This window comes from Profundibacterium mesophilum KAUST100406-0324, assembly GCF_009835145.1.
Taxonomy (GTDB): domain Bacteria; phylum Pseudomonadota; class Alphaproteobacteria; order Rhodobacterales; family Rhodobacteraceae; genus Profundibacterium; species Profundibacterium mesophilum.
The window spans coordinates 87,715-100,372 of record NZ_APKE01000014.1 but is presented as its reverse complement, the minus strand read 5'-3'; the positions used below and the strand labels follow the sequence as shown (position 1 = coordinate 100,372).

The window sequence follows — 12,658 nt, the reverse complement described above, 5'->3', positions numbered from 1 at the left end:
GTCAGTTCGCCGCGATCTTCACGTCTCTGAGCAGGTTTTTCAATATGAGAATATCGCCCACCTCGTTGCACTCGGGCATGTGAAGCCGCAGTTCCGTCGCCCCGAGCGTTCCGTCCGGCGCGGGCTGGAATGCCGTGCCGTGCACCATGCGGCCGCAGGAATAGGGCGTGACCTCCGCCTCCACGACGAGGCGCACCGTTCCGCGCCGCGCGGCCGCGTCCTTCGGCAAGCTGTAGATCTCGGCCTGCGCGGCATTGGCGAGATGGGACGCGCCGAGGCGGAAGACGCTGCCCGATGCGGCACCCTCATCGGAGCTGGCAGCCGAGACATGACCGGCCGTGCCGTAGCCCGCCCCGAATTCGAGCGCATGGATCTGCAAACCCGTCTGCCCGTCCCATGCGAGGACCACGCGCTCGTAATCGGCGTGATCGAGAATGGTGATCGGTCCTGCCGAAAGCGCCTGTTCTCCCAAACGAGCCGTGACACTGGCACGCGGCGACAGGGCGGGCACGATGCCTGTCCAGTCGCCCGCCGCACTCAGCTCCTGGGTGAAGGTGATCCCTTCATGCATGACCTCGATGCGTGCCTTGCCATTGCAGGGGGCGGTGACAGTGACGGCCATGCGCGCGCCGGCGAGCGCCTCGAGCGCCAGATGGGCCCGGCAATCGGTGGCGGCCTCCATCCTGGCGGGCCTGGCACTCAGCGCGCGCAGGGGGGGCGCGGCGAGGGCCGGCACCAGCATCTCCGCCGGCGGATGGGGCAGAGCACCGGCGCGCATGCCACCCGCAAGGGGCGCGACCGAGAAGCGCAGGGCCGCGCTCTCGCCGCGCGTGGCGATCTCGGTTGCCGGTCGCGCAGCGCCGTGTGCCAAGCCGCTCGCAGCCTCACCCAGATGCGAGCGAAGCGCGACCGTGCCGCCAGCGGCCAGAACGCCGAGCGCCACCACGGCGGCGACAGCGGCGGTGCGCGGGGAGAAGATAGTGAGCTTCTGCATGGCATGACCCTTTCCTGCGATCGGGTTTAACCATGATGGGCGATTCCGCCGAAGCTGTGGCGGCGGTCAGGCGCTTCGGCGTCAGCCGCGGGCGCCCGGCCGGGTCAGGCGAGGACGCCGTGGCAGTGCTTGAACTTCTTGCCGGAGCCGCAGGGACAGGAATCGTTGCGGCCGGGATTTCCCCAGGTCGCCGGATCGGCCTCGTCGAAGTCGGGACGGGCGCTTCCGGTTGCCGGCTGCGCCGCACCGTCGGGCGCCGTGCGGACGGCCGCGGAGGTGCCGCCGGAGCCCTGAGCGGCATCCTCGGCCGCATATTTCTCCTCGAGCTGCTTGCGCATGGCCTCGCGTTGCGCCTCGATCTGGGCGTACATCTCTTCCTGCTCTTCGCGGTTCATCGGCCGGATCTGCGCGAGCTTGGTGGTCACCTCGCTGCGCAGGCTCTCGAGCATGTGCTCGAAGAGCTGGAAGGCCTCGGTCTTGTACTCGTTGAGCGGATCACGCTGCGCATAGCCGCGGAAGCCGACGACGGAGCGCAGATGCTCGAGCGTCAGCAGATGCTCGCGCCACTTGCTATCGATCGCCTGAAGCAGCATCTGCTTCTCGATCATCCGCATGGAGGTCTTCCCGAAGGCTTCGGTCTTCTCGGCCATCAGCTTGTCGGAGGCCTCGTAGAGCCGCTCGCGGATGGTCTGCTCGTCGACGCCGTCCTCCTCGGTCCAGGCGATGACCGGAACATCCACGCCGATCCGCTCCATCGCGGCGACATAGAGCCCCTCGCCGTCCCACTGATCGGCATAGCTGCGCGGCGGGATGTATTGCTCGACCAGGTCGTCGATCACCTGGTGACGCATGTCGGCGACGATCTCTTCGAGATCATTGGCCTCCATGATCTCGCGGCGCTGTCCGAAGATCACCTTGCGCTGGTCGTTCATCACGTCGTCGAACTTCAGGAGCTGCTTGCGGATGTCGAAGTTGCGCCCCTCGACCTTCGCCTGTGCCTTTTCGAGCGACTTGTTGACCCAGGGATGAACGATCGCCTCGCCTTCCTTCATGCCCAGCTTGGAGAGCACGTTCTCCAGCCGCTCCGAGCCGAAGATGCGCATCAGGTCATCCTCGAGGCTGAGGAAGAAGGACGAGCGGCCCGGATCGCCCTGGCGGCCCGAGCGGCCGCGAAGCTGGTTGTCGATGCGGCGGCTCTCGTGGCGCTCGGTGGCGAGGACGAAGAGACCGCCCACCTCCTTGACGCGCGCCTTCTCCTCGGCGACCTCGGCCTGCATCCGCTGGCGCAGCTCCTCCGGATCGGCGTCGGGATCGGCATCGAGCGCCTGCATCACCTTCATGTCGACATTGCCGCCAAGCTGGATGTCGGTGCCGCGGCCGGCCATGTTGGTGGCGATGGTGATCGCCCCGACCTTGCCGGCATCGGCGACGATCTGCGCCTCCTGCTCGTGCTGGCGGGCATTGAGCACGTTATGCGGCAGGCTTTCCTGCTTGAGCAGGTTCGACAGCAATTCGGACTTGTCGATCGAGGTCGTCCCGACGAGGACCGGCTGGCCCTTCGCATGAGCCTCCTTGATCGCCTCGACGATGGCGGCGTATTTCTCGCGCGCCGTGCGATAGACGGCGTCATGCTCGTCGACGCGGGCGATGGGACGGTTGGTCGGCACCTCGACCACTCCGAGCTTGTAGATCTCGGCGAATTCCTCGGCCTCGGTCGTCGCCGTGCCGGTCATCCCGGCCAACTTGTCGTAGAGACGGAAATAGTTCTGGAAGGTCACGCTGGCGAGGGTGACGTTCTCGGGCTGGATCTTGACGTTCTCCTTGGCCTCGATCGCCTGGTGCAGACCGTCGGACAGGCGCCGTCCGGTCATCATCCGCCCCGTGAACTCGTCGATCAGCACGACCTCGTCGTCGCGCACGATATAGTCCTTGTCGCGCTGGAACAGCTTGTGCGCGCGCAGGCCCTGGTTGACGTGGTGGACGATCGTGGTGCTCTCGGGATCGTAGAGGGTCTGCCCCTCGGGCAGGATCCCCGCCTCCGACAGGTGCGTCTCGAGAAACTCGTTGCCCTCGTCGGTGTAGTTGACGTTCCGCGTCTTCTCGTCGAGCGAGTAATGGCTTTCCTGCAGCAGCGGGATCACCGCGTCGATCACGCGGTAGAGCTCGGAGCGGTCCTCGCTGGGCCCGGAAATGATGAGCGGCGTGCGCGCCTCGTCGATCAGGATCGAATCGACCTCGTCGACGATCGCGTAGTAATGATCGCGCTGATGCATGTCCTTGAGCTCGGACTTCATGTTGTCGCGCAGGTAATCGAAGCCCAGCTCGTTGTTGGTGGCGTAGGTCACGTGGCAGCCATAGGCCTCGCGCTTCTCCTTCTCGGGCTGCTGCGGGTAGACCACGCCGCAGCTCATCCCGAGGGCGCCGTAGACCTTGCTCATCCATTCCGCGTCGCGCCGGGCGAGGTAGTCGTTCACCGTGACGATGTGCACGCCCTTGTTCACGAGCGCGTTGAGATAGGCGGGGAACGTCGCCACGAGGGTCTTGCCCTCGCCGGTCTTCATCTCCGAGATATTGCCCTGATGCAGGAAGATGCCGCCCATCAGCTGCGTGTCGAAGGCCCGCAGCCCGAGCGCCCGGCGCGCCGCCTCGCGGCAGTTGGCGAAGGCTTCGGGAAGCAGCGCGTCGAGGCTCTCGCCGCCGGCGGCACGGTCCATCAGGCTGGCGGTGCGCGCCTTGATTTCCTCGTCGCTCAGCGCCTCGAATTCCGGCTCGAGCGCGTTGATCTTCTCGACCAGCGGACGCGTTGCCTTGATCTTGCGATCGTTCGGCGTTCCGAACACCTTCTTCGCGACAGTTCCCAGACCCAGCATGTGCACTCCTGACGGCATCGTGTGAGGGGACCGGCTTGCCCGTAACGGCAGGCCCGCATAGACAGGCTGCAAGAAACGGCCCCTCCTCGCGGCTTCTCGCGATGTAAGGGGGGCCTTGCACAGTGTCAATGTCAGCCCCCCGAGGGGGGCCGGAAGGAAGGACCATCACAATGTCGAATATTCGTACTCTGACCGGTGCCGGATTGATCGCGGCGAGCTTCGCCATGCCGGTCTTCGCGCAGGAACAGACCGCCCAGGATCAGGCCACTCAGGATCAGGCAACGACCGATACCGCGAGCGATGCCGCCACCGATACCGCCGCGACCCCCGATGCGGCCACGGTCGTCGCCACCGTGAACGGCACCCCGATCACCCTGGGCCACATGATCGTGATGCGCGAGCGCCTCCCCGAGCAATATCAGCAGATGCCGGACCAGGCGCTGTGGGACGGCATTCTCGAGCAGCTCATCCAGCAGACCGCGCTCAGCAGCGACGCGGCCCTGTCGGGGCGTGCGGAGCTGATGCTCGAGAACGAGCGCCGCGCCCTGCTGGCCGGCGAGCGGATCCAGGCCGTCGCCGACGAGGCGGTTACCGACGAGGCACTGCAGGCGGCCTATGACGAGACCTATGCCGGCAGCGAGGCGCAGACCGAGTGGAACGCGTCCCATATCCTCGTGGAGACCGAGGAAGAGGCCGAGGCGCTGATCAACGAGATCGAGAACGGCAAGGACTTCGCGGAACTCGCGGCCGAGAAGTCCACCGGTCCCTCCGGCCCCAATGGCGGCGAGCTCGGCTGGTTCGGCCCCGGCATGATGGTCGACGAGTTCGAGGAAGCGGTGAAGACGCTCGAGCCGGGCGCCGTGTCGGCCCCGACGCAGACCCAGTTCGGCTGGCATGTCGTCAAGCTCAACGAGACCCGCGAACAGCCCGCCCCGACGCTCGATGACGTGCGCGACGATCTGGCCGCCCAGATCCAGCAGGAAGCCGTGCAGGAGGCCATCGCCGACATCACCGACAAGGCCGATGTCGAGAAGACCGCCGCCGACGGGATCGATGCCGCGCTGCTGCGCGACGACAGCATCCTCAACTGATCGGACCGACATATGGGCACCCCCGGCACGGCCGAGGCGATCACCGCGAAGATCGCCCAGTTGCAAGAAGAGCTGAAGGGGCTTGCCCCGGTCAAGAAAACCAAGACGGTGAAGGTCTCCCCGCTTGCGCCGTCGGACTTCCCCGATCTTCCGGTGATCGCGGGGGCCCGCTTCGCCGCCACCGCCGCGGGGGTTCGATATGCCGGCCGCACCGACGTGATGCTGGTCCATCTCGCCCCGGGCAGCCGCGTGGCGGGCGTCTTCACCCGCTCGGCGACGCGGGCCGCCTCGATCCTCGATTGCCAGGAGAAGATCGGCGGCGACGGCGCGCAGGGCGCGGCGATCATCGTCAATTCCGGCAATGCAAATGCCTTCACCGGGCGCTCCGGCGCCGAGGCGGTCGCCCGCGTGACCGAGGGCGTTGCGACCGTGCTCGGCCTTCCCTCCGAGCGGGTCTTCAGCGCCTCGACCGGCGTGATCGGCGAGGCCCTCCCCCATGACCGGATCACCGCCGCGCTCGGCACGCTCGGCGCCGACCTGAGCGAGGAGGCGATCGGCCAGGCGGCCCGCGCCATCATGACCACCGACACCTTCCCGAAGGGCGCGAGCGCCGGCTGCGAGATCGACGGCAAGCCGGTGCGGATCGCCGGCATCGCCAAGGGGTCCGGGATGATCGCGCCCGACATGGCGACCATGCTCGTCTATATCTTCACCGATGCGAAGATCGCGCGTCCGGTGCTTCAGGACATGCTCTCGGCGCGGACCGATCGCAGCTTCAACTGCATCACCGTCGACAGCGATACCTCCACCTCCGACATGCTCCTCGCCGCGGCCACCGGGCAAAGCGGCATCGAGGAGATCACCGAGCGCGACAGCGTGGCGGGCCGCCGCTTCGAGGAGGCGCTCGGATCGGTGATGCTCGACCTGGCCCATCAGGTTGTGCGCGACGGCGAGGGGGCAACGAAATTCATCGAGATCGCGGTGACCGGCGCCGCCGATGACGAGGACGCCCGGCGCGTCGCCATGGCCACGGCCAACTCGCCGCTCGTGAAGACCGCGATCGCAGGCGAGGATCCCAACTGGGGCCGCGTCGTCATGGCCGTCGGCAAATCGGGGGCACAGGCCGACCGCGACCGCCTCGCCATCCGTTTCGGTGATCTGACGGTGGCCGAGAACGGCTGGGTCTCTCCGGGTTACAAGGAAGAGGACGGCGCGGCCTACATGAAGCGGCAGGAGCTGACGATCGGAATCGATCTGGGCCTGGGCTCCGGCACGGCCACGGTGTGGACCTGCGATCTCACGCATCGCTACATCGAGATCAATGCCGATTACCGATCCTGAGGCGGCTGGCATGGGCGGCGATGACATGGCTCCGATCCTGCTGGTCAGCGCGGCGGCGCTCGTCGATGTCGACGGGCGCGTGCTGCTTGCCCAGCGTCCCGAAGGGAAGTCCCTTGCCGGCATGTGGGAATTCCCCGGCGGCAAGGTCGATCCCGGCGAAAGTCCCGAACATGCATTGATTCGCGAGCTGCACGAAGAACTCGGCATCGACACGTGGGAGAGTTGCCTCGCACCGCTCTCCTTCGCCAGCCATCGCTATAGCGAATTTCACCTTCTCATGCCGCTCTTCGTATGCCGCCGCTGGGCCGGGCAGCCGCATGGGCGCGAGGGTCAGGCGCTCAGATGGGTACGGCCGCGCGACATGCGTGCGCTGCCGATGCCTCCGGCGGACCTGCCGCTGATCCCGGCACTCATCGATCTGCTCTGAGGCTAACCGCTGGTTCACGCTTTGCGTGCATGCTGGTCCACGCTCCACTCGTAACGGGGGCGTCAGCCAGGAGACAGGGACGATGATCAGGACCATCACCATCGCAAGCTGCATCGCGATCCAGGGACGGCTCGTGGAAATTCTCGCCGACGGGCGTGCCGTCGTCAGGGTGGGAAACCGTCTCTTCTGCGGGGCGCCGGTCCCGCGCAACTGAACGCCGCACGGCACGGCACGGCACGGCACGGCACGGCACGGCACGGCACGGCACGGCAAAGATGCTCGCGATCGGCTCAACCGTCCATGCGAAAAGGGGCGATGCAAACGCACCGCCCCTTCCATGGTTCAAACTTGTCCCGACAGCGATCAGCTGAGGCTGCGCTCGACCTCTTCACGGGTGAAGATCTCGATCACGTCATTGGGCCGGATGTCTTCGTAGTTCTCGAAGGCCATGCCGCATTCCTGACCGGACTGAACCTCGGAGACCTCGTCCTTGAAGCGCTTGAGGGTCTTCAGCGTGCCTTCGTGGATCACCACGTTGTCACGCAGCAGGCGCACACCGGCGCTGCGGCGCGCCACGCCTTCGGTCACGAGACAGCCGGCGACCTTGCCGACATTCGAAACCTTGAAGACTTCGCGGATCTGCGCATAGCCGATGAACGTCTCGCGCACTTCCGCCGATAGCAGGCCGGATGCCGCCGCCTTCACGTCGTCCACGAGGTCGTAGATCACCGAGTAGTATCGGATCTCCACACCCTTCTGGTTCGCGGTCGCGCGGGCACTGGCATTCGCACGGACGTTGAAGCCAAAGACCGGGGCACCGGAAGCTTCCGCCAGTCCGATGTCGCTCTCGGTGATCGCGCCGACGCCGGAATGCAGAACGCGCACCCGAACCTCGTCATTGCCGATCTTCTCCATCGCCTGGACGATCGCCTCGGCAGAGCCCTGCACGTCGGCCTTCATCAGGATCGGCAGCTCGGCCACCGTCTCGTCCGCCTTGGCCTTGGCCATCATCTGCTCGAGGGTGGTCGCGGCACCGACGGCGGCGCGTTTCTCCTTGGCAGCCTTCTCGCGATATTCGGCGATCTCGCGCGCCTGCGCCTCGGTCTCGACGACGTTGAGCACATCGCCCGCCTCCGGCGTGCCGTTCAGGCCGAGAACCTCGACCGGAACCGAGGGACCCGCGACATCCACGCGCTCGCCCTGGTCGTTCTCCATGGCGCGCACCTTGCCCCACTGCTCGCCGACGACGAAGATGTCGCCCTTGCGCAGGGTGCCGTTCTGCACGAGCACCGTCGCGACCGGACCGCGGCCCACGTCGAGCTGCGCCTCGATGACAGCGCCGCTGGCGTTGCGATCGGGATTCGCCTTGAGCTCCAGCAGTTCGGCCTGAAGCGCGATTGCCTCCAGAAGCTGGTCGAGCCCGGTGCCGTTGATCGCGGAGACCTCGACATCCTGAACCTCGCCGGACATCTTCTCGACGATCACCTCATGCTGAAGCAGGTCGGTGCGGACCTTGTCGGGATTGGCCGCCGGGCGGTCGATCTTGTTGATCGCGACGATCATCGGAACGCCGGCCGCCTTGGCGTGATTGATCGCCTCCACGGTCTGCGGCATCACCGCATCATCCGCGGCAACCACCAGGATCACGATATCCGTCACCTGCGCACCGCGGGCACGCATCGAGGTGAAGGCCGCGTGACCGGGTGTATCGAGGAAGGTCAGGAGCTGTCCGCTCTCGGTCTTCACCTGGTAGGCGCCGATATGCTGGGTGATCCCGCCGGCTTCCCCTGCCACGACGCGCGCATTGCGGATCGCGTCGAGGAGCGAGGTCTTGCCGTGGTCGACATGGCCCATGACGGTGATGATCGGCGCACGGTCCAGCAGGTCCTCGGCGCGGTCCTCGGCCTGTTCGATCACTTGCTCGACATCGGCGTCGGAGACACGGACGACCTTGTGGCCGAATTCCTCGATGATCAGCTCGGCGGTATCGGCGTCGATCGTCTGGGTCTGCGTCGCCATGATGCCGCTCTGCATGAGCGACTTGACCACGTCGGCCACGCGCTCGGCCATGCGGTTGGCAAGCTCCTGAACGGTGATCGCCTCGGGCAGGTTGACATTGCGAACGACCTTCTCGCGCTCGATATTCTGTCCCATGGCCTTCTGACGCGCACGCTCCTGCTTGCGCTTCATCGCGGCCATCGAACGCTGCCGTCCGCCTTCACCGCCCGAAAGGGCCTGGTTCAGGGTCAGCTTGCCGGACCGGCGCTTGTCGTCGCCGCCCTTTCCGGGCTTCGCCGGACGGTCGGTGCGGTTGTCGCGGTCGGTCTTGCGGGGGGCAGCTTGCTGCGGCTTGGCGGCACGCGCCTCGGCATCGGCGGGCGACGGGGCCGCGGGGGCGGGCTCGGCGGCACGCGCCTTCGCATCCGCCTCGGCCTTGAGCCGGCGGGCGTCTTCCTCGGCCTTCGCCTTGGCCTTCTCCTCGCGTTCGCGCTCCTCGCGCTCCTTTTCCTCGATCTCGGCGCGCCGGCGTTCACGCTCGGCGGCACGGGCCTTTTCGTCGGCCTCCCGCTTCGCGGTCTCGTCCGCCTCGCGGGCCTTCGCCGCGGAAAGGGCCTTCATCCGGCGTTCCAGCTCGGCATCCGTGATGCCGGCGGGACGCCGCGAAGGATCGCCGCCGACGGATTTTCCACCGGCATTCGTTTTCGTTCCAGCAGGCTTGGGCACCACCACGCGCTTGCGCTTGGTCTCGACCACGACGCTTTTCGTCCGGCCATGGCTAAAGCTCTGCTTCACCTGACCGGAACGGGGGCCACCGCCGCCACGAACGCCGAGAGTCTTCTTGCCGTCATTGTCGCTCATAGGGTTTTCTTCACCTTTCCGGTGGCATCGCCACCGACACTGTCGCGAACGCCTGAAAGCCGCACTGCGTCATCCCTGAACCTGTCAGCGAGCGCGCCGGCGGCAAGCGCCGCATGTATCACATGTTCCCGACCGAAAGCCAAACCCAATTCTTGGCCGGTCAGAATGTCGAAATAGGACCCCCGTCCACCCGGGGGACGCAACTTGGTCTTGCCCCGTTCGGAGCCGTCGCTGGCCTGCAGCAGGATCGCGGCCTGCTCTTTCATCAGCCAGTCCTTCGCCTTTTCGTAGCCGGCGACAGCCGCCCCCGCCTTTCGTGCGAGGGAAATACGGTCGAGCACCCGGCGCAGCAGGATCGCGTCGATCTGCGCCACGAGGCCCTCCGGAACCCGGACCTGCCGCTTGGCCCCGCGGGAGAAGAGCTTGCGCGTCACCGCGAGATCGAGCGCGTCACGCTCGGCGCTGACATACATGCCCCGGCCGGGAAGCTTGCCGGCGATGTCGGGAACGACCTCGTCATCGGGGCCGATCACGAAACGGATCAGCCCGCGGCGCGGATTGACCTCGCCGCTCGCAAGGCAGCGCCGTTCGGGCTCGTCCCGATCCTTTTGTTGGCCGCCTCGCGACATGTGGTCTCCCCGTCCTGGGTTCAGTTGGTTCCGGCGTCCCCGGCGACCGTCTCCTCGGCCGGATCGGCATCCGGCTCTTCGCCTTCTTCCGCCTCGAGATCGGCCGGATCGACCCAGCCGAGCTGAATGCGCGCGGTCATGACCATGGCCTGCGCTTCCTCGAGGGAGACGTCGAACTTCTCGAGCACGCCGTCATCCTTGACCCGCTGCCCGTCGACGGTCGTCCAGCCACCGGCCAGTTCCCAATCGGCACAGGTCGCGAAATCCTCCAGCGTCTTCACGCCATCCTCCGCCAGTGCTTCGATCATCTGGGGTGTCAGCCCCTCGAATTCAACCAGGCTGTCCTCGACACCCAGCTCGCGGGCATGGGCCAGCGCCTTGCGGTTCTGCTCCTCAAGAAAATCGCTGGCACGCGCCTGCAGCTCGCTCGCGGTGCTCTCGTCCACGCCGTCGATGACCAGAAGCTCGTCCGATTCGACATAGGCGACCTCCTCGAGCGAGGTGAAGCCCTCGGAGACCAGGAGCTGCGCGAAGAACTCGTCGAGATCGAGCGTGTCCATGAACAGACGCGTGCGGGCCTCGAACTCGGCCTGGCGGCGCTGGCTCTCCTCCTCCTCGGTCATGATGTCGATGTCGAGCCCGGTGAGCTGGCTGGCCAGGCGCACGTTCTGGCCCCGGCGGCCGATCGCGAGGCTGAGCTGACCTTCGGGCACCACGACCTCGATCCGCTCGGCTTCCTCGTCGAGCACGACCTTCGTCACCTCGGCGGGCTGCAGCGCGTTGACGAGGAAGGTCGGCTGATCCTCGTTCCACGGGATGATGTCGATCTTCTCGCCCTGAAGCTCGTTCACGACGGCCTGGACTCGGCTGCCGCGCATGCCGACGCAGGCGCCGACAGGGTCGATCGAGCTGTCATGGGAGATCACGGCGATCTTGGCGCGGCTGCCCGGATCGCGCGCCACGGCCTTGATCTCGATGATGCCGTCGTAGATCTCGGGCACTTCCATCTTGAAGAGCTCGGCCATGAATTCGGGTGCCGTGCGGCTGAGGAAAATCTGCGGGCCGCGCGGCTCGCGCCGCACATCCTTGATGTAGACGCGGATGCGGTCGTTCGGGCGATAGCTTTCGCGGCCGATCTTCTCGTTGCGGCGCAGAACGGCCTCGCCCCGGCCGATATCGACGATGACGTTGCCGTATTCCTCGCGCTTGACGGCGCCGTTGATGATCGTGCCGGCGCGGTCCTTGAACTCCTCGTACTGGCGATCGCGCTCGGCCTCGCGGACCTTCTGCAAGATGACCTGCTTGGCGCTCTGCGCGGCGATACGGCCCATTTCCACGGGCGGCACTTCCTCGGAGAACTCATCGCCGATCTGGGGCGCTTCCATGTACTGGCGCGCCTGCTCGACCGTCATCTCGGCCTGGTAGTTCTCGAGCTCCTCCTCGGCGACGACCGTGCGCACGCGGGTGAAGGTGGCGCGGCCCGTCTTGCGGTCGATGCTGACCCGGATATCCATCTCGGATCCGTAGCGCGACTTGGCAGCGCGGGCGAGGCTCTCTTCCATCGCCTCGACCACCAGGCCGGGATCGATCATCTTTTCGCGCGCGACGGCCTCGGCGGTCTGAAGCAGCTCAAGCTGGTTGGCGGAGGTGATGGCCATAGGGCTCAGTCCTTCTGTTCGGGAAGACGCGCATCGTCTTCCGACTCGATGATGGTTTCGATCTCGTCGAATTGGCTCTCGTCGATCTGCCCGGCATCCTTGCGCGACCTCAGCACGTCGCGGATCAGGTCGTCGGTCAGCACGAGCTTGGCATCGGAGACCCAGTCGAAGCGCAGGCCGATCGTCCCCTGCTCGATCTCGATGAGGATCTCGCCGTTCTCGACCCCGGCAAGCTCGCCCTTGAAGCGGCGCTGCCCGTCGATCAGCTCGTCCGTCTCGATCTTGGCGACATAGCCCGCCCAGGTCTCGAAATCCTTCAGGCGGGTCAGGGGGCGATCGATGCCGGGGCTCGACACTTCCAGCGTGTAGGCCTCCTCGATCGGATCCTCGACGTCGAGATGGGCGCTGACCTCGGTGGAGATCCGGCCGCATTCATCGACCTCGATCCCGCCTTCCGGGCGATCGGCCATGATCTGCACCGTGGGCGTCTTGCCGCCCATGTAGCGCACGCGGACAAGCTCGAAGCCCATCCCCTCGATGACCGGGGCGATGACCTCGGCAAGGCGGCGGTCGATGCTGGCTTTGGCAATCAGGTCTGACATGTCTGGCCTCCGGGACTGGCGTGCAGGCACAAAAAAACGGGCGCGCGGCCCGTTGGAATGATCCGGTGGATCATCGGGTGTGGACCCCGACGCGCCGCTGTTGTGCGGGATATAGGCCAGGGCGCCGCGAACTGCAAGCGGTAAGGCGCCCCCCCTCCGCGCGCGGTGCGGCGCGAAGGGGGGGCAA

10 protein-coding genes are annotated in these 12,658 nt (G+C 66.4%); 4 read left to right on the top strand and 6 right to left on the bottom strand.

The window, feature by feature from the left end:
- Position 1 precedes the first annotated feature (1 nt).
- Together PMES_RS05445 and secA are read right to left on the bottom strand one after the other, a co-directional pair.
- Positions 2 to 994, bottom strand: a complete 993-nt coding sequence (locus PMES_RS05445) for a hypothetical protein (protein ID WP_159964512.1) — start codon at positions 992 to 994, stop codon at positions 2 to 4.
- Between the two features lie 104 nt (positions 995 to 1,098).
- On the bottom strand, positions 1,099 to 3,864 hold the full coding sequence (gene secA / locus PMES_RS05440; protein WP_159964511.1) for a preprotein translocase subunit SecA: 2,766 nt from the start codon (positions 3,862 to 3,864) through the stop codon (positions 1,099 to 1,101).
- A gap of 170 nt (positions 3,865 to 4,034) precedes the next feature.
- On the opposite strand from secA, the gene PMES_RS05435 reads away from it, so the two are divergent.
- From PMES_RS05435 to PMES_RS16840, 4 genes are all read left to right on the top strand, one after another.
- On the top strand, positions 4,035 to 4,955 hold the full coding sequence (locus PMES_RS05435) for a peptidylprolyl isomerase (RefSeq protein ID WP_159964510.1): 921 nt from the start codon (positions 4,035 to 4,037) through the stop codon (positions 4,953 to 4,955).
- A gap of 12 nt (positions 4,956 to 4,967) precedes the next feature.
- Entirely contained in the window at positions 4,968 to 6,296 is a 1,329-nt protein-coding gene (gene argJ, locus PMES_RS05430) for a bifunctional glutamate N-acetyltransferase/amino-acid acetyltransferase ArgJ (protein WP_159964509.1), read from the top strand.
- A gap of 25 nt (positions 6,297 to 6,321) precedes the next feature.
- Positions 6,322 to 6,723 carry a (deoxy)nucleoside triphosphate pyrophosphohydrolase gene (locus PMES_RS05425; RefSeq protein ID WP_159964770.1) on the top strand — a complete coding sequence of 134 codons (402 nt, stop codon included), beginning with the start codon at positions 6,322 to 6,324 and terminating at the stop codon, positions 6,721 to 6,723.
- An 82-nt stretch (positions 6,724 to 6,805) separates the two neighbouring features.
- Positions 6,806 to 6,937 (top strand): hypothetical protein, encoded by a 132-nt coding sequence (locus PMES_RS16840; RefSeq protein ID WP_268892411.1) that lies wholly within the window; start codon positions 6,806 to 6,808, stop codon positions 6,935 to 6,937.
- Positions 6,938 to 7,086: 149 nt separating this feature from the next.
- On the opposite strand, the gene infB is transcribed toward PMES_RS16840, so the two are convergent.
- From infB to rimP, 4 genes are read right to left on the bottom strand one after another with little or no spacing between them, the layout of a single operon-like run.
- Positions 7,087 to 9,582 (bottom strand): translation initiation factor IF-2, encoded by a 2,496-nt coding sequence (gene infB, locus PMES_RS05420; protein WP_159964508.1) that lies wholly within the window; start codon positions 9,580 to 9,582, stop codon positions 7,087 to 7,089.
- A complete protein-coding gene (locus tag PMES_RS05415) occupies positions 9,579 to 10,211 on the bottom strand; it encodes an RNA-binding protein (protein WP_159964507.1) in 633 nt (210 codons plus the stop codon). The genes infB and PMES_RS05415 overlap by 4 nt, the downstream gene beginning before the upstream one ends.
- A 20-nt stretch (positions 10,212 to 10,231) precedes the next feature.
- Entirely contained in the window at positions 10,232 to 11,869 is a 1,638-nt protein-coding gene (nusA, locus tag PMES_RS05410) for a transcription termination factor NusA (protein WP_159964506.1), read from the bottom strand.
- A 5-nt stretch (positions 11,870 to 11,874) separates the two neighbouring features.
- Positions 11,875 to 12,471 carry a ribosome maturation factor RimP gene (gene rimP, locus PMES_RS05405; protein WP_159964505.1) on the bottom strand — a complete coding sequence of 199 codons (597 nt, stop codon included), beginning with the start codon at positions 12,469 to 12,471 and terminating at the stop codon, positions 11,875 to 11,877.
- Positions 12,472 to 12,658: the final 187 nt, after the last annotated feature.